The organism is Neorhizobium descurainiae, assembly GCF_051400715.1.
Classification (GTDB): Bacteria; Pseudomonadota; Alphaproteobacteria; order Rhizobiales; family Rhizobiaceae; genus Neorhizobium.
In genome coordinates this window covers 289,474-316,271 of record NZ_JBLFFK010000001.1, presented here as the reverse complement: position 1 = coordinate 316,271, position 26,798 = coordinate 289,474, and the positions used below count along the sequence as shown (strand labels likewise).

The following is a 26,798-nucleotide window of genomic DNA, read 5'->3' as shown; positions in this document are numbered from 1 at the left end:
CCTGGCAGGTATCCTGTTACTCCGCCTCCAAACTCATAAGATTATCCTTATAAAATAACTGGATAGCAGAACCGCGATTTGGGATTTTTCCGCCCGAAAATCGTCAAAAATCGTTGTACATTGTCAAAATTCAATCTGTCGTTAAAGAGTTTGACCTAGGCTCCCGACCATGGCGCCGTCGCCCTCCGGCATGGCGCAGGAACCGGTATGAGGCCGGTTCTCTCCCCCACACTGCCAGATATCAGATCTGCGCGTGAAAACGCGATGCCTCTTGTCGAGGCTTCCTCATGTCGGAGCCGAACTCATGTCCCGTCTCTCCATCCGCAGCTCGCTTATCGCCGTCTTCGGCGCGATTGCAGCGCTCACCGCCGTTCTCTCCTGGGCGGCCATTTCCTCGCTCTCCCAAGTGGCCGGCAATCTCAATACGATTTCCAACGATTCCCTGCGGAGCGTTCAAGCCTCCAAGAACATCGAGACGGCCATCCTCGGCATGACGATCGCCTACATGAGCCATCTCACGACGACGTCGGACTTCGGCATGGAAGCCGCCGAAAAGCTGATCGCCGATCAGTCGGACGCTTTGAAATCCGCCATCGACACCTATAAGCCGATGATTTCCGGGGATGACGAAAAACAGCTCGTCGATCAGATCGCAACCGGCGTCGACAAGTACGTGGCGGCCGGCGAAAAGATGCTCGGCTTCTCCCGCAAGGCTTCCGATGCCCGCGCCCGCGTCGAAATGGAGAAGATGCGCATCACGATCCAGCCGGTCGTGGAGGCCGTGACAGAGCTCGTCAAGGTGAACGCCGACGAGGCGGTCGTCGAAACCGCCAAGGCGGAGGCGACCTATGCCGGCGCGCTCACCACGATGTATGTGATCCTGGGTGTCGTATTCGCCCTGATCGCCGGCGCGGCCGTCTACGTTCTGACCGGCATCGCCCGCCCGATTCAGCGCATCACCGCGTCGATGAGCAATCTTGCCGCCGGCGACACCGTGACGGAAATTCCCTTCGCGGGCCGCAAGGATGAAGTCGGCGCCATGGCCGGCGCCGTCGAGGTCTTCCGCCAGGCGGCGATCTCCAACCGGCAGCTCCAGGAAGAGGCCGAAGAGGCCCGCGCCCGTGCGGAGGCAGACCGCATCCGCCTGCAGGAAGAGGCCGAAGCCGCCGCTCAGGCCCGTCTGCAGGAAGCCACCTCCGGCCTCGCCGCGGGTCTGCGCCGCCTCGCCTCCGGCGATCTTGCCTTCCAGCTCAACGAGCCCTTCGCTCCGGATTTCGAAGCGCTGCGCGAAGACCTGAACTCCGCCGTGGCCCGCCTCGGCAACGCCCTTTCGGAAGTCGCCTCCTCGGCGCAGTCGATCGACAGCGGCTCGCGCGAAGTGAGCCAGAGCGCCGACGACCTTTCGAAGCGCACCGAACAGCAGGCCGCCTCGCTCGAGGAGACCGCCGCAGCACTCGACGAGATCACCGCCAACGTCTCGAACTCTTCCAAGCGCGCCGACGAGGCAAAGGCGATCGCGCGGGAAGCGAATGCCAGCGCCGCCCAGTCGGGCAGCGTCGTGGCGAACGCCGTCGACGCGATGCAGCGCATCGAACAGTCGTCCAGCCAGATCTCCAACATCATCGGCGTGATCGACGAGATCGCCTTCCAGACCAACCTCCTGGCGCTCAATGCGGGCGTCGAAGCCGCCCGTGCCGGTGAAGCCGGCAAGGGTTTCGCGGTCGTCGCCCAGGAGGTCCGCGAACTCGCCCAGCGTTCGGCCAACGCCGCCAAGGAAATCAAGGACCTCATCCGCAACTCCGGCGCCGAGGTGCAGAACGGCGTGAAGCTGGTCCGCGAGACGGGCGATGCGCTGAAGACGATCGAAGCGCATGTCGTCACCATCAACGAGCACATCAGCGCGATCGCGACCGCCGCGCGCGAACAGTCGGTGGGCCTGGCGGAAGTCAATTCGGCCGTCAACCAGATGGATCAGGTGACCCAGCAGAATGCCGCGATGGTGGAGGAAACCAACGCCGCCGGCGCCAACCTCGCCTCGGAAAGCTCGAAGCTGCGCGAGCTCATCGGCCGCTTCAGGCTCGCCGAAACCGCAGGCAACCGTGCAGGCGCGCCACGCATTCAGGGGCCGGTTGCAGCGGCTCGCAACGCCGCCCCGCAGGAATCGCCGGCCCGCCGGCTCGCGCAGCGGGTGACGAAATCATTCGGCAGCGCCACGGCAGTGGCAACCGCCGAAGCCCAGTGGACCGAATTCTGATCCGCCGATCAGCTTCCGATCTTCGACGGTCCGGCTCCCGCCCGCGGAAGCCGAGCCGTTTCGTGCCGACATTCGGGCAGGTGTTCCCTGGTCAGAACCGGTGTATCCTGAGACCCAGCACCTTTTCCGAAATGATCACCACCGCCAGCGTCAGCACGATCGAGCAGGTCGAAACGGCGGCCGCCTCCGGCGTGAAATTGGTGCGCAGGTAGTCGAAGAGCTGGATCGGCAGCGTCGAGGTTCCGACATTCTTCAGCATGAAGGAGATGGTGAAGATGTCGAAGGAGATGATGAAGGCGAAGAGGCAGCCGCCGATGACGCCCGGCTTGATGAGCGGCAGCATGATCCGCCGGAAGCGGGTGAAGCGGCCCGCACCAAGGCTCTGCGCCGCCATGCTCCAGGACGGGTCGTAGCTTTCCATCGAGGCCGAGACGTTGATGAAGACGAAGGGCAGCGTGATCAGCACGTGCCCGACGATCATGCCGATCATGGTCTGCGTGCCGATGCCGACCGAATAGACGAAGAAGAGCAGCGCGATCGCCGTCAGCACCTCGGGAAGAAGCAGCGGCGCCAGCATGGCGATCCGTACCGTCTCCTTGAGCCTGCCGGAATACTGGACGTAGAACATCGCCGCCATCGTGCCGATGACGCCCGAGACCACCATGGTGATCGCCGCGATCCACAGCGAGGTGCGGATCGCCCGCATGAACACCTCGTTGTTGAAGAAGACCACGTACCAGCGGAACGAAAAGCCCTGCGGCGGGAAGGTGAGGAAGGCCCCGGCATTGAAGGAGGCGACGACGACGACCAGGATCGGCGCCAGCAGGAAAGCGTAGATGATCAGGCAATAAGCGGTGAAGAAGGGCTTCGACATCGTTCCTCAGGCTTTCCACTTCATGCGGGTCAGCCGCCCGAACAGGACGACCACGATCGCGCCGGTGATCGACAGCATCAGCGCCAGCGCCGAACCGAACGGCCACTGGAACGTGTCGATCAGTGCGTCGACCACCGTGACGGCCATGGTCTTCACCCGCATGCCGCCGATCAGCGACGGCGTCACATAGGCGCTGAGCGACAGCACGAAGACGAGGATGCAGCCCGCCTGGATGCCCGGCAGCGACAGGGGCAGGGTGATGCGGCGAAAGGCCGAGATCCGGGAAGCCCCGAGCGAACGCGCTGCCGCCTCCAGCGACGGATCGATGCCCTGGATGGCGCTCATGATCGGCAGGATCATGAAGGGCAGGAAGACATGCACCAGCGCGATGATGATGCCGAGCGCATTGTACATCAGCGGCAGCGGCCCTTCGATGACGCCCCAGCTCGTCAGCGTGCGGTTGATGATGCCGTTGTTGCCGAGCAGGATCGTCCAGCCGTAGCTGCGGATGACGATGCCGACGAGGAGCGGCGAGAGCACGAGGCCGTAACCCAACGCCCGAAACGCCGAGGTGCCGCGCGCGAGCTGCCAGGCGACGGGATAGCCGAGGATCAGGCAGGCGAAGGTGGTCACGAAGCCGATCCACAGCGTGTTGACGACCTGGCCGATATAGAAGCTGTCGGCGAAGAACTTGCCGTAATTGGCGAGGGTGAAGCCCGGGGCATAGGGCGTGCCCTGCCCCGGAATGCGGAAGCTCATCACCACGATATTGAGGTAGGGCAGCACCAGGAAAACACCGAGCAGGATCGCGGCGGGCGCGATCAGAAGCAGCGGTCCGAAACCCTTCTTTGCGGGAGCGGCGTTCATGCGCCGGTCCCGGTCATCGGGCCGAGGGGCCAGAAGCGATCCGCCGGCGCATGCACCAGCACCTCGTCGCCATCGGCGAAGCGTGTGCGCGGAAAGGTCTGGACGTTGACGGCCGCGCCGCTCGCAAGCGCCAGCCGGTAGTCCACGAGGCTTCCGGAATAATAGCTGGAAAGCACCCTGGCCGGCACGCCGGCCGCACCGGACCCGACCGGCAGAAGCTCGACCGCTTCCGGCCTGAGCGCCAGCATCAGCTCGGCGCCTTCGGCATAGTCGCCGGAAACCGGCACATCGCCGAAGGCGGTCGAGACGACCCGGTTGCCCACCCTCCCGCGGATGATGTTCACCTGTCCGACGAATTCGGCCACCTCCAGATTGGCAGGCCGTTCGTAGATGGCGGACGGCGTGCCGATCTGTGCGATGCGGCCGCCGAACATCACCACGACGCGGTCCGACATCGTCATCGCTTCCGCCTGGTCGTGGGTGACGTAGACGGTGGTGATGCCGACGCGACGCTGCAGGTCGCGGATGAAGACGCGCATTTCCTCGCGCAGCTTGGCGTCGAGATTGGCGAGCGGCTCGTCGAGCAGCAATATCTTCGGCTCGATGACGAGCGCGCGGGCGAGCGCCACGCGCTGCTGCTGGCCGCCGGAAAGCTGGCGCGGATAGCGCTCCGCATAACCGGCGAGCTGCACCATATCCAGGACCCTGGCGATGCGCTCCCTGATCTCGGGCTTCGGCACCTTGCGCATCTCCAGTCCGAAGGCGAGGTTCTTCTCCACCGTCATGTGCGGGAAGAGCGCATAGTTCTGAAAGACCATGCCGATATCGCGCTTTTCGACCGGTACATGCACCACGTCGCGGCCGTCGAAACGGATCGCTCCTTCCGTCGCGTCCTCGAAGCCGGCGATCATCTTCAGCGTCGTCGTCTTGCCGCAGCCGGACGGGCCGAGCAGCGAGATGAACTCGCCCTCCGCTATTTTTATCGAAATGCCGTTGACCGCGGGGCCTTGCCCGTAGTCCTTGGTCAGCTTTTCGATGCTAACCTCTGTCATGAAATTCCACTTTCAAATTCCGTCCCGAAAAAGCCGATCATGGCATGCCCGCAAAGGCAAGCCATGATCGCAGCGGGGGAAAATCATCTGACCGTCTTCGCCCAGCGTTCGGAAAGCTCGCCCTGCTTTTCGTTGACGAAGTTCCAGTCCCAGGTGAGGATCTTGTCCATATCCGCGCCCGAGACCGGAACATCGGCCTTGAGGTCGTCGGGCACGGCGACCTTGGCGTTGGTCGGCGAGATGAAGAATTCCTTCATCATCATCGCCTGCACCTCCGGCGACAGAAGGAAGTTGGCATATTGATAGGCCAGTTCCTTTTCCGGGGCGTTGGCGAGGATGTTGATCGTCTGGTCGAACATGATCATGCCCTCTTCCGGGATGATGCAATCGACCGGCAGGCCCTGACGGCGCAGGCGCGCGATCTCGCCGAAATCGAACGGGGCGACGACGATCTCGCCGGATGCGAGGCCGGTGGAGAGATTGAAATCGACCTGGATGACGGAACCGAGCTTTTCGAGCGCGGCGAAGCCGGCATCGACGTCGTACTGGTCCTTGCCGAAGATCTTCGAGAAGAGCAGCAGCTCCATCTTGCCGGCGCTGTTGGCGAAATTGTAGAGGCCGATCCTGCCCTTGAATTCCGGGTTCTCCCACAGATCCTTCCAGCTCTTCGGCTTGGTCTTCACGAGATCGGTGCGATAGCCGATGCCGATCGGAGAGACGGCGGCGATGGCGCCCCAGCCGTCGGTCTTCTTGGCGAGCGGATAGAGATCGGCATAGTTCGGCAGCTTGGAAAGGTCGAGCTTCTCGAAGAAGCCTTCCTTGCGCAGGCCGGAGGCGAAAACTTCGTTGGTCATCACGATCGAATAGGGCGGCTTGGCGACCCCCGCGGCGCGCAGGTTGGCGCCGAAGACCCGGCCGTTGCCGACATCGAGCGTGACGGCCGCGCCGCTCTGCCTGGTGAATTCCGGCGCGACGGTCGAGCGCCAATATTGTTCCCAGACGCCGCCGAGGGTCGGCACGACCAGCGTCTTCTGCTGCGCCCGGGCGGGCAAGCCCATGAGGCCGGCCGCCGCGAGAGCACCCATTCCGGCAAGTGTCTGCCGCCTTGTCAAATCCATCATGTGCAGTTCCCCTTGTTGCGATCTTTTATGATCCGGTGTGCCGGCGGTTTTCCGCTTCTGAGCACAAGCTTGGTCGGTTGTCAGCCTTTCGAAAAAGCCTGCTTGGTTTTCAGGTCGATGTATTCGCCATAGGTGATCGGCTCGTATTTCGCCCCGCCTTTGACGAAGGGCGGCAGGCATTCGATCACCGTCTCCTTCGACGGATTGAGGAAGAAGGGGATCGACTGGCGGCGCGCCGTGCCCTTGAAGCCGCTCGGCGGATTGGCGACGCGATGCGGCGTCGAGACCCATTCGTCATTCGTCCAGCGCATGAAGGCGTCGGCGATGTTGATGACATAGGCGCCCTCGATCGACGGCGCATCCAGCCATTCGCCGTTGCGGTTCCGCACCTGCAGGCCGCCCGGCGAGGCTTCCGAACGCAGGATGGTCATGAAGCCGTAGTCGGTATGGACGCCGGCGCGCAACTGCCCCGGCAACGGGGATTCCTCCTGTTCGGGATAGTTGATGACACGCAGCGCCGAGAGATGGTTCTCGAAAGACGGCTCGAAATAATCCTGATCGAGGCCTATCGCCTGGCAGAAGATGCGGCGCATGTGCTTCGACAGCGTCTCCATCTCCTTGAAATAGTCGCGGAACGCCTGCTCCAGCCCCTCCGGCCGGTCCGGCCAGACATCGCCCGGCAGGTTCCTGCCGAAGTTCAGGCTCTCCTTGTAGTCGCCCGGCGTCTTCAGGCCGAGCGTGGCGGCCAGCGCCTCCTCCGCGATCGGGGAAAACGAAACGCCGCCGAGAACGCCGGTTCCCCGTCCCTGCGTCTTCTTCCAGTCCTGCGGATAATCGAAGAAGGCGCGGGCGAGATTGTAGAGCCTGGAGGTGACTTCCGGCGAAACGCCGTGGCCGGCGACGAGGAAGAAGCCGGTATCGCGGCAGGCGGTTTCGATCGCCCTTACGACGGCGGAAGCGCCAGCCTCGTTTCGAATGAAGGGGCCGACGTCGATGACCGGAATGCCGGGAACGGCACCATTGGATGACGCGGGATTGGCGCTCGAAACGGACATGGCTTTCCTCCAATTCACATCTGACAAACAGATGTTGACAAAAACATCTGTTGTTGTCCATATCAAAATTAACGAAGTTGCAACGCGGTTCTCGACCCAAGGACGATCGGCTGAACATGGATGACCTCGCCCCCCAGGAAGCGGCCGTCCTGGCAATCATCAAGGACAACCCATTCGCGGGTCAGCAGGAGATCGCGACCCAGCTCGGCCTGGCGCGCTCGACGGTGGCCGCGCATATCGTCCAGCTCATGCAGAAGGGCTATATCCTCGGCCGCGGCTATGTGATGCCGGCCGAAGCCCGGGCCGTCTGCATCGGCGGCGCCGTGCTGGACCGCAAGTACCGCGCCAGGGCAGACCTGGTCTTCGAGACTTCCAACCCGGTCGATGGCGTCCGCTCGATGGGAGGCGTCGCCCGCAACGTGGCGGAAAACCTGGCCCTTCTCGGCACGACGACCAGCTTCGTGTCGATCGTCGGCGACGACGAGGGCGGAAGGGCGCTTCTGAAGCACATGCGCGATCGCGGCATCGACGTGAGCCAGGTCCTCACCACGACCGAACGCCCGACGGCGGAATATGCCGCGATTCTCGACTTGAAGGGCGATCTCGTGCTCGGCATTGCCGACATGGGCATTTTCGACCTGCTTCTGCCCCGCCATTTCGAACGCATCTGGCCGCATCTCGCCGCTGCAAACTGGGTCTTCTGCGATTGCAACGTGCCGGCGGAAACGCTTGCCGCGCTGATCGCAAAGCGGCACGGAGGGAATTTGGGCGCACGCTTCAGGCTGGCGGTGGACGCGGTCTCGACGCCGAAAGCTGCCCGCCTGCCGAAGGACCTTTCCGGCATCGACCTTCTCTTCATGAACATCGACGAGGCGAACGCGGTCCTGCACCGCAAGGCACATGAGACGATCGAAGACGCCCGGGACGCCGCGCTCGCGCTGCAGGCCGCCGGCGCCCGTGAGGCGGTCGTCACGATGGGACCGCGCGGCATCGCCGTCGCCGGCACCGAAGGCGCGAAAACCTATCCTGCCGTGCAGGCCAGGCCGGTCGATATCACCGGAGCGGGCGACGCGATGATTGCCGGAACCCTCCACCGCATCCTCCACGGCGAGGATACCTACACCGCCGCGCGCATCGGCGCGCTGCTCGGCACGCTGACGACCGAAAGTGCGGCCAGCGTCCATACGGAATTGTCCGAACGCTTCCTGGAAGCGAATATGCACCGGCTTGCCGGATGAACCGGCCGGCCGAACAAGGAATGCTGCAATGACCCTTCTGAAACCGAAGCTGAGCCGTGAAGTGGCCGAAACCATTGCAGCCGGCGGCCCTGTCGTCGCGCTGGAATCGACCATCATCACCCACGGCATGCCCTATCCGGCCAATCTCGAAACGGCGCTCGGCGTCGAGGCGGTAATCCGCGAGAACGGCGCGGTGCCTGCCACCATCGCCGTGATCGAGGGCGAGCTGCGCGTCGGCCTCGAACGCCACGAGCTGGACGAGCTGGCGCAGGCCAAGGGCGTGGTGAAGGCCTCCGGCCGCGACCTCGCCGTCGCCATGGTCAGGAAGCAGTCGGCCGGGACCACCGTCTCCGCCACCATGCTGCTCGCCGATCTCGCCGGCATCGACATCTTCGCCACCGGCGGCGTCGGCGGCGTGCATCGCGGCGCCGAACAGACTTTCGACATTTCCGCCGACCTGACCGAGCTCGGCCGCACCAGGACGACCGTCGTCTGCGCCGGGGTGAAATCGATCCTCGATATCGCCAAGACGCTCGAATATCTGGAAACCCAGCGCGTGCCGGTCATCGCCTACGGCACCGAGGATTTCCCGGCCTTCTTCACGAGAAAGAGCGGCTACAAGGCCGACCACCGGCTCGACACGCCGGAAGAGATCGCAAAGGCCATGTACCTGCACCACAAGCTCAGCACCGGCACGGGACTGCTGATCGCCAACCCTATTCCCGAAGCGGCGGCGCTGACGCCGGAGTTCATCGACGGCACGATCGCCGACGCGGTGCGCGAGGCGGACGAAAAGGGCATCGACCGCAAGGAGCTGACGCCCTTCCTGCTCGCCCGCATCAACGAGCTTTCGAAAGGCGAGAGCCTCAAGGCCAATATCGAGCTGGTGAAGAACAATGCCCGGCTGGCCGCGAAGATGGCAGTCGCTTACGCGTCGCTCAAGAAGTCCGGCAAATAGTTCAAGAACAAGGGGAACTGCCCATGAGCCAGCAAAAAACGAGCTACGAGACGATCCTTTACGAGAAGGATTTGACCGACAAGTTCGCGACCATCACCATCAATCGCCCCGACAAGATGAACGCGATGAACAAGACGGTGATCCGCGAGATCGACGCGGCGCTGAAGGCTGCCGTCGAGGATCCGGACGTCAACGCGCTGGTCATCACCGGCGCCGGCCGCGCTTTCTCCTCAGGCTATGACCTGCAGGGCGGCGATTTCGATGTCGACATCGACTTCTGGCGCGAGGACATGACCGAGAATGCCGAGGCGCTGCTCAACATCTGGCGCGCGCCGATCCCGGTCATCGCCTCGGTCAACGGCTATGCGCTGGCGGGCGCCTTGGAACTGATGATGTCCTGCGACCTGGCGATCGCCGCGGATACCGCCAAGTTCGGCGAACCGGAAGTACGCCATAATTCCGGCCCGCCGGCTCTGATGATGCCCTGGCTGCTCGCCACCCGCGACGTACGCTGGTTGATGTTCACCGGCGACATGGTGGACGCTGACGAGGCGCTGCGCATGCATCTCATCAACAAGGTCGTGCCGGCCGATCAGCTCAAGGAAAAGACCGAAAACCTTGCCCGCAAACTGGCCCGCATGCCGGTTCCGGCGCTGAAATACACCAAGGCCTCGATCAACAACCAGCAGATGGTCGCCGGTCTCCTGCCCTCCTTCCAGTACAATATCGAGGCCATCGCCGCCCTGCACGTGACCAGGCAGGGCCGCGAATGGATGGCGAACCTCGCAAAAATGTCGCTGAAGGAATACCTCGCCTTCCGCGACAATCCGTTCAAGGGTCTCGACTGAGGAGGCTTTTGCCGATGCCCGCAAACACACTTGATGCCATGCGGGCTTTGATGGCGCCGCACAGCGTGGCCGTCGTCGGCGCCACCGAGCGCGCCGACGCTTCGTCGAGCTTCGTGATGAAGAACCTGATGCGCTTCGGCTATCGGGGAAAGATCATTCCGGTGCACCCGAAGGCGGAGACGGTCTTTGGCTATAAGGCCGCTCCTTCCCTCTCCGCTCTCGACGCCGCGCCGGATGTGGCCGTGATCGGCATTGCCGCCGACAAGGTGATCGCAGCGCTCGAAGAAGCCGGAAGCACCGGCGTCAAGGCGGCCGTTGTGCTGGCGTCAGGCTTTGCCGAGCTCGATGAAGCCGGCCGCGAGCGTCAGCGGCAATTGGTCGAGATCGCCGAACGGCACGGCATGGCGGTCTGCGGGCCGAACTGCCTCGGCCTCTTCAATCTCGGCACGGGTGCGGCACTGTATTCATCGAGCCTCTCGACCAATCTCGAAAAGGGCCGCTTCGCGATCCTCTCCCATTCCGGCGCCAGCGCCATCGCGCTTGGCAATACCGGCCGCTTCGGGCTGAGCCATATCGTCTCCTCCGGCAACAGCGCCGCGACCGACATTTCCGACTATCTTGAGTTCCTCGCCACGGACGAAGCCACGAGCGCCGCCGGCGTCGTCATCGAGGCGATCCGCGAGCCGGAAAAGCTCGCCCGAGCGATGGAGAAGATGCATGCGGTCGGCAAACCGGTGATCGCGCTTCGGGCCGGGCGCTCGGCGCGCGGGGCGCAGGCGACGGCTGCCCATACCGGCTCGCTCGCCGGCAGCCATGAGGCCTATCGAGCCTTTTTCAAGCGCGCCGGCATCATCGAAGTGCCGGATATGGACGGTTTCATGGAGACGGCGACACTCTGCCTGAGCCTGAAGCAGCGGCCTACGAAGCCGGGCGTCGCCATCGTCGGCGTCTCCGGCGGCGGCGTGGCGCATGTCTCCGACATCGCCGACGAGGTGGGCCTCTCGCTGCCCGACCTGCAGCCGGAAACGGTCGCGAAAATCAAGACGCTGCTGCCGCCCTTCGCGACGCCCCAGAACCCGCTCGACACGACCGGCGTGGTTTTCGCCAATGGCGATATCTATCGCGACGTGCTGCATTCCCTCGCCGATGACCCGTCGATCGGAATGATCGTCGCCGCGCAGGATGCTCCAGCCGGTCTCGACGATTTCTGCGCCTCCGAATATCTCGGCATCGCCGAGGCGGTTTCCGCCTATGCCCATACCGGCAAGGTACCGGTCGTCTTCATGGGCAATCTCTCCTCCGGCCATCATCCGGCCATCGAGGCGAAGCTGCCCGATGTGCCGGTCCTGCGGGGCACGAAAAGCGCGCTGACGGCCATTGCCGGCCTGATCGGACAGAACCGCATCGTCTCATGGCCGGGCATGGCGACGGCGGCAAAGAAATCCCTACCCGCCGGCGCACTTACCGAACGCCAGGCCAAGGCGCTGCTGGCTGCCGAAGGGCTGCCGGTGCCGGCGGAAAAACTCGTGACCAGCGCCGATGCCGCCGCGGAAGCGGCAAAGACGCTCGGCTTTCCCGTGGTGATGAAGATCGAGTCGCCGGATATCCTCCACAAGACGGAGGCCGGCGGGGTGAAGCTCGGCATCGCTTCCGAAGCGGAAGCCCGCGCCGCGTTCGAGACGATCATGGCAAGCGCCCGCGCCTATGCTCCGAAAGCCGACCTGCGCGGAGTTTCAGTTCAGGAAATGGTGACGGGCGGCGTCGAGGCGCTGGTCGGCCTCGTCCGCCATGAACCCTTCGGTCTGGGCCTCGTGATCGGCATCGGCGGCGTGCTGGTGGAACTTGTGAAAGATAGCGCCTTCGGGCTCCTGCCGATCGACCCTGCCCGCGCCGAAACGCTGATCGGCGAAACGAAGCTCGCATCGCTCCTCGACGGCTATCGCGGCGCGCCGAAGGCCGACCGCAGGGCCCTGGCGGAATTGCTGGTGAGCCTCTCCGGCTTTGCCGCCTGCTACGGCGACGATATCGAGGCGGTCGACCTCAACCCGGTCGCCGTCCTGCCGGAAGGCAAGGGCGTGCGTATCCTCGATGCTCTGATCATTCCCCGCAGGAAAGGCTGATCAGAGAAGACCTAGCCTAGACTGTCGTTCGGCCCCGCCCCGGGCCAGCCGGGAAAGCCGCTCGGTCAGCAGCGCATAAAAACCGTCGGCGTCCACATCGCGCATGAACATCGCGTTCTTCGGCCGGCCGGAAACGCCCCACCAGTCGGTCACGGTCATGCCCTTGGTGAGTTCGGATTCCGTCTCGATCTCCACATTGCAGAGCCGGCCGGAATAAAGCTCCGGCTTCAAGAGATAGGCGATCACGTTCGGGTCGTGAAGCGGTCCGCCCTCGCTGCCGTATTTCGCCACGTCGAAGCGCTCGAAATAATCGAGCCAGCCGACCAGCACTTCGGAAAAATGCCCGCCGATCGACCGGATCGCCTCGACCCGGGCGCGCGTCGTCAGCGTCTTGTGGGTGACGTCGAGCGGCATCATGACGATCGGCACGCCGGAACCGAAGACAACGGCCGCCGCCTGCGGATCGACATAGATGTTGAACTCGGCGGCCGGCGTGATGTTGCCGCCTTCGAAGCAGCCGCCGCCCATCAGCACGATTTGCCTGATGCGGCCGGCAATCTCCGGCTCCTTCGCCAGCACCTTGCCGAGATTGGTAAGCGGACCGAGCGTGCAGATCGTCACCGTGCCGGCCTGCTCGTTCCGGAGCGTCTCGATGATGAAATCGACACCATGCCTTTCCTGCAGCGGCATCGCAGGCTCCGGCAGATCGGCGCCGTCAAGGCCCGTCGCGCCATGCACGTGCTCTGCCGTTACCAAAGCTCCGTCCATGGGCTGGCCGCAGCCGGCGAAGACCTTGATGTCAGGCCGCCCGGCAAGCTCGCAGATCTTGCGGATGTTCACATGGGTGAGCGAAAGCGGCACGTTGCCCGCCGCGGCAACGATGCCGAGCACATCGAGTTCCGGGCTCGCCAGAGCCAGCAGAATGGCCAGTGCATCGTCCTGGCCGGGATCGGTGTCGATGATGATCTTTTCTGCCATGTGAGGCTCACTCTCGGAAACTGGGAAAACGGTCAGGCGACATGGGTGAGCGTTACCGCTGCACGCCATTTCGCTATGAGGTCTGTTTTGCGTTTATCGAAACGCTCGACGGAAACAAGTTTGACGGGGCCGAAACCGCGGACCATCTCCGGCAGTCCGGCAAGCTCTACCGCCAGCGCGTGATTGCCGGCGTCCACCCCGGAGGCGAGCTCCGCTACGAGCGCGAAATAATCTTCGACAAGCTGCCGCTCCATGCGCCGCTCGGACGTGCGGCCGAAGGGATCGAAGGCGGTGCCGCGCAGAAATTTCAGCTTTTCCAGCACCGCGAAGGCGGGCCTGATCCAGCCGCCGAGGGCGATCTTGGCCGCGTGGCCGGTGCGCGCATCGATCCTGCGGGAGAAAAGCGGCGGCGCAAGATGGTGCTTTATCTTGAAATCGCCCTCGAACTGCTCCGCGAGCTTCCTTTCGAAACTGCGGTCGCGATGCAGCCGGGCGACCTCGTATTCGTCCTTGTAGGCCATCAGCTTGAAGGCGCTCTTCGCCACCGCCTCGGCGAAACCGGTCACGCCACGCAGCCGTGCCTCGGCGCTCTTCGCGCTCTCGACAATATCCCGATAGCGCGCGGCATAGGCGGCATTCTGGTAACCGGTGAGGAACGCGGCGCGTCTGGCGACGATCTCCTCCAGCGTCTCGGCCCTGGACTCGGCCTCCGTCAAACCCGCCTCACGGGCGACTTCCGCCAGATCCACCGCTGCTCGGCGGCCCCAGCCGAAGGCGGCGCGGTTCATGGCGATGCCCGTGCCGTTGAGTTCGATCGCCTTGTCGATCGAAGCAAGGCCGATCGGCACGAGGCCGCGCTGCCAGGCATGGCCGAGCAGGAACATGTTGGCGGCGATCGCATCGCCCATAAGCGCGGTCGCAAGATCGGTCGCCGGCACGATTTCGACCGCATCCCCTCCGGCGGCGCGGCGCAGCGATTTCAACGTCGCCTCCTGCCGGAAATCGATCGTCGTGTCCTTCACGAAGGAGGCGGTCGGCGCGAAATGGTCATCGATCACCGCCAGCGTCTTGGTTCTGGCGAAGGACGCAAGCGAGTTCTTCTGCGCCGCCACGACGATGTCGAACCCGAGCACCAGATCGCTTTCGCCGGGTCCGATCCGCGCCGCGTTGATCTGCGCTGGGTCCCTTGCCAGCCGGATATGGGAAACGACCGAGCCGTTTTTCTGCGCCAGCCCCGTCTGGTCAAGCGTCACCAGCGCCAGCCCGTCGAGAAGTGCGGCCTGCGCGAGGATGGCGCTGACCGTGATCACGCCCGTGCCGCCGATACCAGCGAGCAGCATGCTGTAGGGCTCCGAAAAATCCGTGGTGAAGGCCGGCGCCGGCAGATCGTCCGTCTTCACCGATTTCGATTTCACGGCCGGCTTGCGGATGCTGCCGCCCTCGACCGTGACGAAGCTCGGACAGAAGCCCTTGATGCAGGAAAGGTCAGTGTTGCAGCTCGACTGGTTGATGCGCCGCTTGCGGCCGAACTCCGTCTCCTGCGGCTCGATGGAGATGCAGTTGGAGACGGCGGAACAGTCGCCGCAACCCTCGCAGACCAGCTCGTTGATGAAGGCGCGCTTGTCCGAGACGGGATAGGCGCCGCGCTTGCGGCGGCGGCGCTTTTCGGCCGCGCAGACCTGATCGTAGATCAGCACGCTGACGCCGGGAATCTCCCGCAATTCGCGCTGCACGGCATCGAGCTCGTCACGGTGGTGGACGGAGACCTCGCGCGGCAGATTGCCCCGCCAGACCTCCGGCCGCTCGGCCACGACGACGACGCGGCTAGCGCCCTCGGCCAGCATTTGCGCGACGATGCCGGGCACGGTGACCTCGCCGTCGTGCTTCTGGCCGCCGGTCATGGCAACCGCATCGTTGTAGAGGATCTTGTAGGTGGCGTTGACCTTCGCTGCGATCGCCGCTCGGATGGCCAGCACGCCGGAATGGAAATAGGTGCCGTCGCCCATGTTGACGAAGATGTGCTTCTCGTCGGTGAAGGGCGAGAGACCGATCCACGAGCCGCCCTCGCCGCCCATCTGGGTGAAGGTGGAAGTGTTGCGGTCCTCGTTGCCGATGATCATCATATGGCAGCCGATGCCGGTCGAGGCGCGGCTTCCCGCCGGCAGGCGGGTCGAGACGCTGTGGGGACAGCCCGAGCAGAAATAGGCCTCGCGGCGAAGCGCCGTCGCCTCGACGCCCATGGCAATCGTCATTTCCTCGACAAAGCGGGCCTTTGCCTGCAACGCCTCGTCAAGCGGGCCTAGCCGCGAGAGTATCGCCTTGGCGACCGAGAGCGTATTGATCTCGCCGATCGACTGGAGAAGCGTTGCGCCCTCTTCGTCTGTCTTGCCGAAGACGCGCGGCCGCCGGTCGGCGGGCAGGTTGAAGAGCTGCGCCTTGATCTGGTCTTCCAGGATGGAGCGCTTCTCCTCCACCACCAGCAGTTCCTCGACGCCCGAGGCGAAGTCCGTAATCCCCTGCGGTTCCAGCGGCCAGACCATGCCGACCTTGTAGAGCCGGATGCCGAGTTGGGGGGCGCGGGTCTCGTCGATCCCGAGCAGCGCCAGCCCACCCATGAGGTCGAGCCAGGATTTGCCCGTCGAGACGATGCCGAGCCGGGCTCGTCCGGCCGAACCCCAGACCGTGCGGTCGATCCTGTTGGCGCGGGCGAAGGCCTGCACCGCCAGCATCTTGCGTTCGAGACGCAGTTCCATCGCATGCGGCCCGTCGGGCCAGCGCAGCGACAGGCCGTCCGGCGCGAAGGTCTCATCGGGGATGACGATCTGCGGCCTCTCCGGATCGAGATCGACGGTCGCCGAACATTCGACGATCTCGGTCTGGCACTTGAAGCCGATCCAGGCGCCGGAATAGCGGCTCATGGCGAAACCGAGCAGGCCGTAGTCGATATATTCGCCGACGCCGGCCGGCGAGAGCATCGGCACCATGGCGGAGATCAGGTTGTGCTCGCTCTGATGCGGCAGGGTGGAGGAGACAGCACCATGATCGTCGCCGACCAGGAGCAGCACACCGCCGTTCGGATTGGTGCCCACCGCGTTGGCGTGGCGGATCACGTCCATGCTGCGGTCGACGCCCGGCCCCTTGCCGTACCACATGGCGAAGACGCCGTCGTAACGCGAGCCCTGGAACATGCCGGTCTGCTGCGTGCCCCAGACGGCGGTCGCCGCCATGTCCTCGTTGAGGCCCGGCTGGAATTTGACATGGGCCGCATCGAGATACTTTTTCGCCTTGCCCATTTCGCGGTCGAAGCCCGCCAGCGGCGAACCGCGATAGCCCGAAACATAGCCGGCGGTATTCAAACCTTGCGCCAGATCTCTTTGGCGCTGGATCATCGGCAGGCGGGTGAGCGCCTGCGTGCCCGACACCAGGATACGGCCCTTTTCCAGCGTATAGCGGTCATCGAGGCTGACCTTGCGATCCGAGGAAAGCGTATCCGGTGCGGCGTGGATCGACATCTAGGTCCGCTCCGTCTCGCCGACCGGAACCGGCGCTTCGAAGACCCGGCCGCGGTTGAGGATATGGTTCGGGTCGAAGGCAGCCTTCAGCCGCCGCATCGTGGCGATCTCGGCGTCGCTGCGCGCATATCTGAGATACCGGACCTTGTCGGTGCCGATGCCGTGCTCGGCGGAAACGCCGCCGCCGACCGCCGCGATGCCGGAGAACACCGCCTCGGCGATCTTCTCCTTCTGCCGCGTCAGCACGCAATAATGCAGGTTGCCGTCGCCGAGATGGCCGAAGATGAAGGAGACAGCATCCGGATCGATCTCCGCTATGGCGTGAGCGGCCCTGTCCAGGAATTCCCCCATGCGGGAGAGCGGCACGGAAATGTCGTAGCCCGCCATCTCGCCAAGGCCGAAGAGATAATCGTTGATGCCGTCACGGATCGCCCAGAGTCCGTTGAACTCGCGCAGCGAATTGGAGAGCACGACATCGGTGGCAAGACCTTCCTCCAGCGCCGCGGCGAGAGCCGCCTCGAAGCGCTCGTTGTCCTGTTCCGGCGACTGGCCCTGGATTTCGACCATGGCATACATGCCCGCGCCCGACTCGACCGGAGGGCGGATGCCCATATGGACGACGGTACCCTCGTAGACGTTCGGAAAGATCGCTTCGAAGGCTGAGAGCAGGCCGGACAACTCGATCCGCAGCTTCCCCAGAAGCTCCTGGGCCGCCTGCAGCGATGGCAGCGCGACAAAGGCGTTGCGCTCGATCTTCGGCTTCGGATGCAGTTTCAGGCAGGCGCGGGTGACGACGCCGAGCGTGCCCTCCGTGCCGATGAACAGCGGGTTGAGATCATAGCCGGAATTGTCCTTCGGCAGACCTTTCAGCGACGAGAGGATCGTGCCGTCGGCCAGCACCGCTTCGAGCCCCATGACCTGCGCCCGGTACATGCCGTAGCGCAGCACGCGGATGCCCCCGGCATTGGTGGCTATATTGCCGCCGACCGTCGCAGTGCCGCGCGCGCCGATATCGACGCCGAAGAACAGGTCGTTGTCGGCTGCGGCCTGCTGCACGATCTGCAGCGGAGTGCCGGCAGCCACGATCAGGGTCTGTGCCGCAACGTCGATCGATTCCACGCCGCTCATCCGCTCGAGCGAGATCGAAACCTCGCCGGCCTGCGGACGCGAAGCGCCGGAAAGCCCGGTTCGACCGCCTTGCACGACGAGCGGCTGGCCGAAATCGTTGGCAGCGGCGAGAATGGTCGAAACGTCAACGGTATTGCGCGGCCGGAGAACCGCAAGAGGACGGTGGCCGCGTGCCGTCGCGTCTGAGACATAACCATCGGAAACCGCCTCGCCTGCAAGGATCGCAGCGGTATCCAATCTGCCTTCGAGATGAGCGAGAAGACGGTTCAGGCGATCCGGCAAATGCGCCCTCCCCACCGATATCCTGTTTCCGGGCTCGACGCCCCGCCGAATACGATCTCGCCCATGCCATTCCCCTCGCCTTGCCGGCTTGAGGTGAGGTTATTACCATTCCGCTATTTGTCAAACCTATATTTAAAAAGCAGTAGCCTTTTGGTTTTCGCCATGGCATCAATGTCTGGGTAGGAGACATGGCCAAGACATGTGGGGAAGGGTAGCATGATCCTCAAATACGACGAGGTTGTCCGCACCGGCATCGCCAGGCAGGTGGCCGACAATATCCGCTCGGCGATCATGGACGGAAGGCTCAAGATCGATGAGCGCCTGCCGACCGAGGAAGAGCTGGCGCGCAGCTTCGGCATCTCCCGCCCCACCGTCCGCGAGGCCCTGAAACGCCTTGCCGCCCAGAACCTCATCCATTCGAAGCGCGGCCCTGCCGGCGGCAATTTCGTCAAGCGGCCCGACCCGGAAGGTCTCTCCAAGGCGATCACCGGCGCGGCCACCCTGCTCGTCGGCGTCGGCGCCTTCGACATCGAGGAGATCATCACCGCCCGGCTTGAGACCGAAACCGTCTGCTGCCGGCTCGCCTGCGAAAACCGCGGCGAAACCGATCTCGCCGCCATGGCGGCGGAGATCGCCGTGCAGCAGGACGAGACGATCAGCGACGAGGACTTCTGCGCCTCGGACGTGCGTTTCCACCGCGCGCTGGTGGAATCGACCGGCAACGGCCCCTTGAAGCTGATGATGTACACCGTCATCGAGGCCTTCATTCCGATCACCAACATGATCGTCTTCCGGGTGCGCGAGCGCCGGCACGTCGCCTCGCTGCACCGGGAAATCCTCGCCGCGGTGCACGATCGTCAGGATGAAAAGGCTGCCGATGCGCTTGCCCGGCTGCTCGCCTATGTGCGCGAAAGCTATGCCGCCGTGCTCGACGCCCGGGCCAAACGCGAAGCCCAGGCTTCCGCCTAATTCATCAGCAAAATCGGAGAGATGCCATGACCGGAACCTTCAGAGTGCCCGAGGCCTTCAGGGCAATGGTGATCGATGCCGCCGACGGCAAGCCGAAAGGCGCATTCAGGGAAATTTCCGTCGCCGATCTTCCCGATCACGAGGTGCTGGTCGAGATCGCCTATTCGACGCTGAACTACAAGGACGGGCTCGCCATCACGGGCAAGGGCCGCATCGCCCGGCGCATGCCGATGGTCGGCGGCATCGACCTTTCCGCCACGGTCGTCGAATCCCGCTCGCCGGAATGGAAGCCGGGCGACAAGGTGGTGCTGAACGGCTGGGGCCTTTCCGAGACCGAATGGGGCGCCTATGGCCGCTACCAGCGCGTCAAACCGGAATGGCTGATCCGCCTGCCAGACGCCTTCACGATGGAACAGGCCATGGCGATCGGCACGGCCGGCTATACGGCGGCGCTCTGCGTCGATGCGCTCGAGAAATGGGGCTCTATCCGGCCCGGCGAAGGCGAGGTCCTGGTCACGGGCGCGGCCGGCGGCGTCGGTTCGGTGGCGATCGCCCTGCTCGCGGCGCGCGGCTATATCGTGACGGCCTCCACCGGCCGACCGGAAACCCATGATTATCTCGCCTCCCTCGGCGCCACCGACTTCATCGACCGCGCGACACTGGCCGAAAAGGGCGGCCCGCTGCAAAAGGAACGCTGGACCGGCGGCATCGACTCGGTCGGCTCCACCACTCTCGTCAACGCGCTCGCCCAGACCGTGCGCGGCTGCGCGATTGCCTGCTGCGGCCTCGCCGGCGGTGCCGACCTTCCCGGCACCGTGCTGCCGCATATCCTGCGTGCGGTGACCCTGATCGGCGTGGATAGCGTCATCGCCACCCGTGAGCAGCGGCTTTCCGCCTGGGCACGCCTCGCCCGCGATCTGGACAAGGCCAAGCTCGACAGCATGACGACCGTAGAGCCCATGTCCAACCTGCCGCAACTGGCGGAGGATATTATTGCGGGGAAGGTGCGGGGCCGGGTGGTGATCGATGTGACGCGGTAACCACACTGGAAAGCTCGGGCAGAGATCGAAGCCCCCTCACCCGGCTTCCGCGTTGCTCGGCCACCAACCGGGGACGGGTCGACGGCCCCGTCCCGTCCTCCGGACCCCCGAGGGGAGAGAAGGGGATAGAGACGGCGCGGCAAACACCATCTCCCCAGCGGGGAGAAGGCGGCCCGAAGGGCCGGATGAGGGGGCCAACCCTCAATGCCTCACATCTTCATCTCGCCCAGCTTCGTCAGCAGCGCCGCACCTGTCCTGATACCGTCGATGAACAGATCGATCTTCAGGTTCTCGTTCGGCGCATGGTTCGCTTCGTCCGCGTTGGCGTAAGGAACGACAAACGCAGGCTTTTTCAATATTTTGGTGAAGACGTAATCCGGCAGCGAGCCCCCGACAGTCGGATAGAGCAACGGTTCCACGCCCCGAGCCGCGACGATCGCCTCCTGGATGACCGAAGCGAACGGACTATCCATCGGTGTCTTCGACGGCAGCATGGCGTTCTGCGGCACGAATTCCACGTCCGGGGCATGGCGTTCCACATGCGCCCTCACCTTCTCGAACACGTAGTCCGGCGTCAGGCTTTCGACGAGGCGAATGTCGCACTTCGCGAAGGCCTCGCAAGGCAGCACCGTCTTCTGGCCCGGACCGCCGTAGCCGCCATGCAACCCGTTGATCGTCAGCGTCGGATGGAACATCAGCCGGTCGAAATAGCCGCGGTCGAGCGGCTGGTCGAGTTCCCTGATGCCGAGATCGGCCTTGATCGCATCGAGATCGAGCGGCAGCTTGGAAACCGCCTCGCGCTCCATGTTGGTCGGCGGCACGACCACGTCATGCAGCCCGTCGATGGTGATGTCGCCGCGCTCGTTCTTCATGGTCGCGAGGAGATGCACCAGCTTCCAGATCGCGTTCGGCATGACGCCGCCGAAATTGCCGGAATGGGCGTCGCGATCGGCCGTCTTGCAGCGCAGCTCGAACGAGGCGACGCCGCGCACGCCAAACGTGATGATCGGCAGTCCGCTCTCATGCAGCGGCCCGTCCGACGTGACGACGAGATCGGCGTCCAGCTTGTCCGCATGTTCGGCAACGAATTCCGCGATATGCGGGCTGCCGATCTCCTCCTCACCCTCCAGCAGGAAGATGACGTTGCAGGGCAGTTCGCCGGTCACCTTCAGATGCGATTCCAGCGCCATGAGCTGGGCGAAATGCTGGCCCTTGTTGTCGCCGATGCCGCGCGCGTAGATTCGGCCGTTCCGGATCGTCGGCTCGAAAGGCGGGCTCAGCCACAGCTCGTAGGGCTCCGGCGGCTGCACGTCGTAATGGCCGTAGAGCAGCACGGTCGGCTTGCCTGGCTGCTTTTCCATGCGGCCGAGAACCATCGGATGGTTCCTGGTCGGAATGGTGGTGGCCTCCATGCCCATGCCCGTGAGCATGTCGACGAGGATCGCCGCGACTTCCTTGATGCCGTTGTTCTGGGCGCTGATCGAGGGATGGCGGACATAATCCATCACCCGCTCGATGAAGCTCTCGCGGTTTTCCTCGATATGCGCGAAGACGCGCTCCAGATCGCTCTTTTGCTCGGTCATGTCACGCCTCCTGCTTTCGGGTGAGAAGAAGAGCGCCGGAAGGGTGAACCGTGCCGGTCCAGCCCGGAGCCACGAGCGTCGTCGTATCGAGCTGGGTGAGGATCATCGGCCCTGCGAAGGCGGCGCCGGCGCCGAGCGTCGAACGATCGACGACCGGAACGCTGGCTGCGCCGCTTTCGAAATGCACAGGAACGTGGTCGAACGGTGTGACGACCGAACCCGCTTCGAGCTTCGCCGGCGGCGGCTCGACCGTCATGCCCGCAGCCTCGACACGCAACGTGACGAGCTCGATCGCCGTATCCAGCGTGAAGCCGTAGAGCGCCTTGTGCTCGGCGGCGAAGGCGGCTTCCACCGCTTCGCGGGTTTCGCCCCAGACGACCGGAAGCTCGCCGCCCTGGCCGTGATAACGCAGCAGCGCGACCGTCTGCATACGGCGGTCCTTCTCGGCCACGCCTTCCGTCTCGAACCAGGCGACCGCCTGCTTCTTGAGATCGGCGATGATGCCGTTCGCAACGCCGACATCGATCGCGCCGGCCTTCGGCAGCGTGCGGCTGAACTCGGCCTTGAGGTCGGCGGCGAGCAGCCCGTCGGCGCAGAGGATACCCGGCGCCGGCGCGATCATGACACGGGAAATGCCGAGCAGTTCCGCAAGCGAGCAGCCATGCAGCGGCCCGGCGCCGCCAAAGGGCACCAGCGTGAAATCGCGCGGATCGTGGCCGCGTTCGACGGAGACGACGCGCACCGCGCCGACCATGTGATTATCGACGATCGCCAGAATGCCGCGCGCGGCGGTGGCGGTCGAAAGGCCGAGCGGTCCCGCGACCTTCGTATCCACAGCCTTGCGTGCGGCTTCGACGTCGAGCGCCATGCGGCCGCCGAGAAGACGGGCCGGCAGATGGCCGAGCACGACATGCGCGTCGGTGACGGTCGGGTTCTCGCCGCCATGGCCGTATGCGGCGGGGCCCGGACGTGCACCGGCGCTCTGGGGGCCGACGGACAGCGTGTGGTCGCTCACCTTCGCGATCGAGCCGCCGCCGGCGCCGATCGTCACCATGTCGACCATGGGGAGCGGCAGCGGCCACTCGCCGACCTTGCCGTGCTGGGTGAGCCCGATCTTGCCATCCTTGATGAGGCAGATATCGGCGCTCGTTCCACCGATATCGACAGTGATGATGTCCTTGATGCCGCAGGCGGCCGCGACCGACCGCGCGCCGACCACACCGGCAGCGGGACCGGAGAGCGCCGTCAGCGCCGGGGCCTGGCGGATGGTCGCCGCTCCCGCCACACCGCCGTTAGACTGCATGAGGAGCAGCGGCGCCGCCACCTTCTCGTCTTCCAGCCGCTTTTCCAGCCGTCCGACATAGGTGGTGACGCCCGGCATGACGGTGGCGTTCAGCACCGTCGTCAGGGAGCGTTCGAATTCGCGGACAACGGGCAGGACGTCGGTCGAGGTGGTGATCGCAAGATGCGGCAGTTCCTCACGCAGGATTTCCGCCGCGCGCTTCTCATGCACCGGATTGGCGAAGGCATGCAGCAGGCAGACGGCGACGGCCTCGACCTCCATCCCGCGGATCGCTTCCGCAGCGGCGCGCACGCTCTCCTCCTTGAGCGCATCGATCACCGCACCGCCGGCGGCAATCCGCTCATCGATCTCGACGATGCGCGAGGCCGGCACCGGCCGCTCCGGCTTCACCCAGGTATAGAGGTTCGCCTTGCGGGGAATGTCCTGCCGGCCGATCGCCAGCACGTGGCGGAAGCCGCGAGTCGTGACGAGCGCGGTGCGGGCACCCTTGTCTTCCAGGATCATGTTGGTGGCGACGGTCGTGCCGTGCAGCACCTGTCCGAGCGAGCCGGCTTCGCGGCTGGCATCGGCAAGCGCCAGGCGGATGCCGTTCAGGAAGGCCTCGGACGGATCGGACGGCACGCTCGGCGTCTTGGCCCGCCAGACCTTGCCGGTTCTCCGGTCGAGAAGGGCGACGTCGGTGAAGGTGCCGCCGATATCGACCGCAACGGAAAGAGAATGCTCAGGCGAGGACATCGACATACTCCTGACGATGGAATGCACGGGTGGCGGGGCGGGTGGCGCGGAGGCTTGCGGTAGCGGCCTCGTCGATCCTGCTGCCGCTCATGACGACACCGTAGAGGCGCCGGGCCGCTTCGGCACTGACGAAACCGCCGAGCACGTCTTCGAGGACGGCGTCCAGCTTGCGGTCGTAGGGATGGCCGTAGCCCCCGCCTCCACCGGTCTCCATGCGCAGGATGTCGCCCTTGACCAGCCTGTTGCCATCGGAAAGCGGCGCAAGGATGCGTTCATTCTCTTGGCCGGGATTGACGGTGACGCGGCCGGTGCCACCGCCCATGCCGCCGTGGATGCCCCAGGGCGGGTTCTTGACGCTGTCGATACGGACTGCAAGCATCATGTCTTCCGCCAGGATTTCATATTCGCGAATGATCCCGCAGCCGCCGCGATATTGGCCGGCGCCGCCGGAATCCTTGACAATGCCGTAGGTCCTGAGCCGCACCGGATAGCCCACTTCCAGGAACTCGACCGGATAGTTTTCCTGCGCCACGAAATAGACCGCGTCGATGCCGTCCGCCTCCGGCCGGGCGCCGTAACCGACGCCGATGCCGTCGGCGAGCAGGAAACGCTGCAGTTCGCCCGCATCGTCCTTGTAATTGCCGCGCATGATGGTGATGACATAGGCCGAGTTCGAGGCCGGCGCCTTGCCGCCCGCCGTGTTGACGAGACCATTGAGCGCCGAGAGCACGCGCATGGTGGTCAACCCGCGCATCCCGAGCGCGGCCGGGAAATTCGGCTGCAGGAAGGAGCCCTGGCGCAGCTTCACATCGTCGAGCGCCTGCGGACCGCCGGCATTGCAGACCTGCGCCGGATCGCCGCCCAGATAATAGAGGCCGAGCGCCATGCCCGGCACGCCGCGGTTCATCAGGAAATTGACCGGACCGGGCGCCTGATCGTCGGATTGGGTGGCGTCGAACGTGAACTTGTCCTCGCCGTCGCTGCTCTTCTCGCGGGTCAGCGAGAACCGCATTTTGAACGGGCCGTTGCCGTGGCCATCCGTATCGATCGCATCGGTGAAGCTGTGCGTGCCGTAATCGAAGGTCTGGGCGAGCTTGGCGCGCACCAGCTTGCGGGTGCGGGTGAGCAACTGCGCCAGCGCATCCTCGACGATATCGGCGCCGAAGCGGTCGAGGATTTCGCCGATGCGCTTCACGCCGAGCTCGACGCTCGCCATCAGCGCCCGCATGTCGCCGATGCTCTGCTCGGGGAAGCGGGAATTGCGGTGGAAGATCGACAGCGTCGCCTCGTTGGTGACGCCCTGGTCGATCAGCTTGGTGACCGGAATGATGATGCCTTCCTGGTAGATGTCGGTGGCATCGGGGCTGATGGAACCCGGCCGCATGCCGCCGATATCGGCGAAATGCGCCCAGCTCATCACGAAGGCCGAGCGCTTGCCGTCCTTGAAGACGGGCGCCAGCAGGACCTGGTCGTTGGAATGCGAGACGGCGCCGCGCGACCCGTAGCAGTCGTTGTACCAGTAGAGGTCGCCGGGCTTCATCGTGTCTGCGGGAAAACTATCGAAGACCGGGCCGGTCATGTCGCCGAAGATCGGCACCATGGAGCCGACCGCCATCACGCCGTCGGCATCGAACAGCGCGGTATAAAAATCCTTCTTCTCGCGGATGAAGGCGGAAATCGCGGTACGCTCGAGCAGCGCTTCCATTTCGGACTGGGCAGCGGCGATCGCGCCGCGGATGATTTCGAGCGACACGGGATCGCAGACGGCCCCTCCCGGTTTCGGCGTCCGCAGGGGCGCGCTGTCGCTTTCCTTGGGATTATACATGCTGGAATCCTCGATCGATGAAATGGAATGGAGAGATCGGGAGCTCATGACTGGCCTCCGATCAGGACGACGACATTGCCGAGGCTGCCGCGCTCGACGCGCTCATGCGCCTTGGCGATGTCGTGAAGCGGAAATGTCGCGCCGATCGCCACCTTGAGCCTGCCGGCATCGGCCAACTCGGCAATCATCTTCTCGCCCGCCAGCCGCTGGGCTTCCGGAATGAGAAAGCCCTGGATGAAGCGCAGATTGGCGCCTTTGCTAGCGAAAGCGTAGTAGGGAAGCGTCGGCGTGGGGTTGCTGCTGGACGAATAGGAAGCGACCGTGCCGTTCCGCTTCAGAACGGCCGCATCGAGTTCCAGATTGGCGCCGAAATCCACCTCGATGATGCGATCGACGCCTCGGCCCTCGGTCAGTTCGAGAATGCGCGCCGAAACGTCTTCCTTCTTACGGTCGATGGCCGCGAATGCGCCAGCTTCCATGACATGCGCGGCCGCTTCCGGATTGCTGACCGTGCCGATCACCCGCGCGCCGCCGGCAACCGCCATCTGCACCGCGAAATGCCCGACCGCACCGGCGGCGCCACTGACGAAGATCGTCTGGCCGGCGACAGGCCCATCGGCAAAGACGGCGCGATAGGCGGTCATGGCCGGCACGCCGAGATTGGCGCCTTCGGCATAGCTCAGACTGTCCGCCAGCTTGACGGCCTGATGCGCGGCGATGGCGATGAACTCGGCGGCGGTGCCGAAGGCGCGGCCGGCCTCGCCATACCCACCTTGCGCATTCCACATCCAGACCCGTTCGCCGACGCGGGAGGGATCGACGTCCTCCCCCACCGCCACGATCTCACCGGCGCCGTCGGTATGCGGAATGACCAGCGGGTGATCGAGCCCCATGCCGCGCCAGCCGGCGCGACGCTTCACATCGGCCGGGTTGATGCCGGATGCACGAACCCGCACCAGCACCTCGCCGGGGGCCGCGACCGGCGCGGCCATCTCTCCAACCGAAAGGACCTCCGCAGCGGGACCGGTATGTGTGTAAGAGGCGGCTAACATCGAA

The 26,798-nt window shown here is 64.6% G+C and carries 19 protein-coding genes; 7 read left to right on the top strand and 12 right to left on the bottom strand.

All coding sequences use genetic code 11. The features are described 5' to 3' along the window. Positions 1-304: 304 nt before the first annotated feature. Complete coding sequence (locus ACMGE0_RS01415) at positions 305-2,254, top strand: methyl-accepting chemotaxis protein (RefSeq protein WP_436814072.1); 1,950 nt, start codon at positions 305-307, stop codon at positions 2,252-2,254. A 91-nt stretch (positions 2,255-2,345) separates the two neighbouring features. Here ACMGE0_RS01415 and ACMGE0_RS01410 read toward each other — a convergent pair whose 3' ends face one another. From ACMGE0_RS01410 to ACMGE0_RS01390, 5 genes are all read right to left on the bottom strand, one after another. Further along, entirely contained in the window at positions 2,346-3,128 is a 783-nt protein-coding gene (locus ACMGE0_RS01410; protein WP_436814071.1) for an ABC transporter permease, read from the bottom strand. Positions 3,129-3,134: 6 nt separating this feature from the next. Beyond that, the gene (locus ACMGE0_RS01405) at positions 3,135-3,995 is read right to left on the bottom strand and encodes an ABC transporter permease (protein ID WP_436814070.1); all 861 of its coding nucleotides are present in this window, start codon (positions 3,993-3,995) and stop codon (positions 3,135-3,137) included. Next, entirely contained in the window at positions 3,992-5,047 is a 1,056-nt protein-coding gene (locus tag ACMGE0_RS01400) for an ABC transporter ATP-binding protein (RefSeq protein WP_436814069.1), read from the bottom strand. The genes ACMGE0_RS01405 and ACMGE0_RS01400 overlap by 4 nt, the downstream gene beginning before the upstream one ends. Positions 5,048-5,130: 83 nt before the next feature. Beyond that, positions 5,131-6,168 carry an ABC transporter substrate-binding protein gene (locus ACMGE0_RS01395; protein ID WP_436814068.1) on the bottom strand — a complete coding sequence of 346 codons (1,038 nt, stop codon included), beginning with the start codon at positions 6,166-6,168 and terminating at the stop codon, positions 5,131-5,133. A gap of 80 nt (positions 6,169-6,248) precedes the next feature. Next, the gene (locus ACMGE0_RS01390) at positions 6,249-7,223 is read right to left on the bottom strand and encodes an isopenicillin N synthase family dioxygenase (protein WP_436814067.1); all 975 of its coding nucleotides are present in this window, start codon (positions 7,221-7,223) and stop codon (positions 6,249-6,251) included. A 116-nt stretch (positions 7,224-7,339) separates the two neighbouring features. Here ACMGE0_RS01390 and ACMGE0_RS01385 point away from each other — a divergent pair, with 116 nt between their 5' ends. The 4 genes from ACMGE0_RS01385 to ACMGE0_RS01370 are packed head-to-tail and all read left to right on the top strand — an operon-like array spanning position 7,340 to position 12,387. Further along, positions 7,340-8,461, top strand: coding sequence for a carbohydrate kinase (locus ACMGE0_RS01385; RefSeq protein ID WP_436814066.1), 1,122 nt, complete (start codon positions 7,340-7,342; stop codon positions 8,459-8,461). Positions 8,462-8,489: 28 nt separating this feature from the next. Continuing rightward, on the top strand, positions 8,490-9,419 hold the full coding sequence (locus tag ACMGE0_RS01380) for a pseudouridine-5'-phosphate glycosidase (RefSeq protein ID WP_436814065.1): 930 nt from the start codon (positions 8,490-8,492) through the stop codon (positions 9,417-9,419). Between the two features lie 23 nt (positions 9,420-9,442). After that, a complete protein-coding gene (locus ACMGE0_RS01375; RefSeq protein ID WP_436814064.1) occupies positions 9,443-10,267 on the top strand; it encodes an enoyl-CoA hydratase/isomerase family protein in 825 nt (274 codons plus the stop codon). Positions 10,268-10,281: 14 nt separating this feature from the next. Next, positions 10,282-12,387 (top strand): acetate--CoA ligase family protein, encoded by a 2,106-nt coding sequence (locus ACMGE0_RS01370; protein WP_436814063.1) that lies wholly within the window; start codon positions 10,282-10,284, stop codon positions 12,385-12,387. On the opposite strand, the gene ACMGE0_RS01365 is transcribed toward ACMGE0_RS01370, so the two are convergent. Genes ACMGE0_RS01365 through ACMGE0_RS01355 form a run of 3 tightly spaced genes read right to left on the bottom strand, consistent with a single transcriptional unit; the run spans position 12,388 to position 18,287 of the window. Continuing rightward, a complete protein-coding gene (locus tag ACMGE0_RS01365; RefSeq protein WP_436814062.1) occupies positions 12,388-13,365 on the bottom strand; it encodes a nucleoside hydrolase in 978 nt (325 codons plus the stop codon). It lies immediately after the preceding gene. 32 nt (positions 13,366-13,397) lie between these two features. Next, positions 13,398-16,877, bottom strand: coding sequence for an indolepyruvate ferredoxin oxidoreductase family protein (locus ACMGE0_RS01360; protein WP_436814061.1), 3,480 nt, complete (start codon positions 16,875-16,877; stop codon positions 13,398-13,400). Then, complete coding sequence (locus tag ACMGE0_RS01355) at positions 16,878-18,287, bottom strand: FAD-binding oxidoreductase (protein WP_436814060.1); 1,410 nt, start codon at positions 18,285-18,287, stop codon at positions 16,878-16,880. It lies immediately after the preceding gene. Between the two features lie 216 nt (positions 18,288-18,503). Here ACMGE0_RS01355 and ACMGE0_RS01350 point away from each other — a divergent pair, with 216 nt between their 5' ends. After that, positions 18,504-19,256 carry a FadR/GntR family transcriptional regulator gene (locus ACMGE0_RS01350; protein ID WP_436814059.1) on the top strand — a complete coding sequence of 251 codons (753 nt, stop codon included), beginning with the start codon at positions 18,504-18,506 and terminating at the stop codon, positions 19,254-19,256. Positions 19,257-19,300: 44 nt separating this feature from the next. Beyond that, the gene (locus tag ACMGE0_RS01345) at positions 19,301-20,296 is read left to right on the top strand and encodes an MDR family oxidoreductase (protein ID WP_436814497.1); all 996 of its coding nucleotides are present in this window, start codon (positions 19,301-19,303) and stop codon (positions 20,294-20,296) included. Between the two features lie 209 nt (positions 20,297-20,505). Here the strand turns inward: ACMGE0_RS01345 and ACMGE0_RS01340 are convergent, their stop codons facing one another. From ACMGE0_RS01340 to ACMGE0_RS01325, 4 genes are read right to left on the bottom strand one after another with little or no spacing between them, the layout of a single operon-like run. Next, positions 20,506-21,879, bottom strand: a complete 1,374-nt coding sequence (locus tag ACMGE0_RS01340; RefSeq protein WP_436814058.1) for a M20/M25/M40 family metallo-hydrolase — start codon at positions 21,877-21,879, stop codon at positions 20,506-20,508. Position 21,880: 1 nt separating this feature from the next. Beyond that, positions 21,881-23,917: a hydantoinase/oxoprolinase family protein gene (locus ACMGE0_RS01335; protein WP_436814057.1), complete on the bottom strand. Its 2,037-nt coding sequence runs from the start codon at positions 23,915-23,917 to the stop codon at positions 21,881-21,883. Further along, complete coding sequence (locus tag ACMGE0_RS01330) at positions 23,904-25,790, bottom strand: hydantoinase B/oxoprolinase family protein (RefSeq protein ID WP_436814056.1); 1,887 nt, start codon at positions 25,788-25,790, stop codon at positions 23,904-23,906. Before ACMGE0_RS01330 ends, ACMGE0_RS01335 begins: the two co-directional genes overlap by 14 nt. Next, the gene (locus tag ACMGE0_RS01325) at positions 25,787-26,794 is read right to left on the bottom strand and encodes an NADPH:quinone reductase (RefSeq protein ID WP_436814055.1); all 1,008 of its coding nucleotides are present in this window, start codon (positions 26,792-26,794) and stop codon (positions 25,787-25,789) included. Before ACMGE0_RS01325 ends, ACMGE0_RS01330 begins: the two co-directional genes overlap by 4 nt. Positions 26,795-26,798: the final 4 nt, after the last annotated feature.

Excerpts from the sequence above, each read along its gene's own strand:
- ACMGE0_RS01415 (WP_436814072.1), top strand. The coding sequence starts at position 305 with ATGTCCCGTCTCTCCATCCGCAGCTCGCTTATCGCCGTCTTCGGCGCG.
- ACMGE0_RS01370 (WP_436814063.1), top strand. The coding sequence starts at position 10,282 with ATGCCCGCAAACACACTTGATGCCATGCGGGCTTTGATGGCGCCGCAC.
- ACMGE0_RS01400 (WP_436814069.1), bottom strand. The coding sequence starts at position 5,047 with ATGACAGAGGTTAGCATCGAAAAGCTGACCAAGGACTACGGGCAAGGC.
- ACMGE0_RS01395 (WP_436814068.1), bottom strand. The coding sequence starts at position 6,168 with ATGATGGATTTGACAAGGCGGCAGACACTTGCCGGAATGGGTGCTCTC.
- ACMGE0_RS01385 (WP_436814066.1), top strand. The coding sequence starts at position 7,340 with ATGGATGACCTCGCCCCCCAGGAAGCGGCCGTCCTGGCAATCATCAAG.
- ACMGE0_RS01380 (WP_436814065.1), top strand. The coding sequence starts at position 8,490 with ATGACCCTTCTGAAACCGAAGCTGAGCCGTGAAGTGGCCGAAACCATT.
- ACMGE0_RS01405 (WP_436814070.1), bottom strand. The coding sequence starts at position 3,995 with ATGAACGCCGCTCCCGCAAAGAAGGGTTTCGGACCGCTGCTTCTGATC.
- ACMGE0_RS01410 (WP_436814071.1), bottom strand. The coding sequence starts at position 3,128 with ATGTCGAAGCCCTTCTTCACCGCTTATTGCCTGATCATCTACGCTTTC.
- ACMGE0_RS01375 (WP_436814064.1), top strand. The coding sequence starts at position 9,443 with ATGAGCCAGCAAAAAACGAGCTACGAGACGATCCTTTACGAGAAGGAT.
- ACMGE0_RS01340 (WP_436814058.1), bottom strand. The coding sequence starts at position 21,879 with ATGACCGAGCAAAAGAGCGATCTGGAGCGCGTCTTCGCGCATATCGAG.
- ACMGE0_RS01325 (WP_436814055.1), bottom strand. The coding sequence starts at position 26,794 with ATGTTAGCCGCCTCTTACACACATACCGGTCCCGCTGCGGAGGTCCTT.
- ACMGE0_RS01350 (WP_436814059.1), top strand. The coding sequence starts at position 18,504 with ATGATCCTCAAATACGACGAGGTTGTCCGCACCGGCATCGCCAGGCAG.
- ACMGE0_RS01390 (WP_436814067.1), bottom strand. The coding sequence starts at position 7,223 with ATGTCCGTTTCGAGCGCCAATCCCGCGTCATCCAATGGTGCCGTTCCC.
- ACMGE0_RS01335 (WP_436814057.1), bottom strand. The coding sequence starts at position 23,917 with ATGTCCTCGCCTGAGCATTCTCTTTCCGTTGCGGTCGATATCGGCGGC.
- ACMGE0_RS01365 (WP_436814062.1), bottom strand. The coding sequence starts at position 13,365 with ATGGCAGAAAAGATCATCATCGACACCGATCCCGGCCAGGACGATGCA.
- ACMGE0_RS01360 (WP_436814061.1), bottom strand. The coding sequence starts at position 16,877 with ATGTCGATCCACGCCGCACCGGATACGCTTTCCTCGGATCGCAAGGTC.
- ACMGE0_RS01330 (WP_436814056.1), bottom strand. The coding sequence starts at position 25,790 with ATGAGCTCCCGATCTCTCCATTCCATTTCATCGATCGAGGATTCCAGC.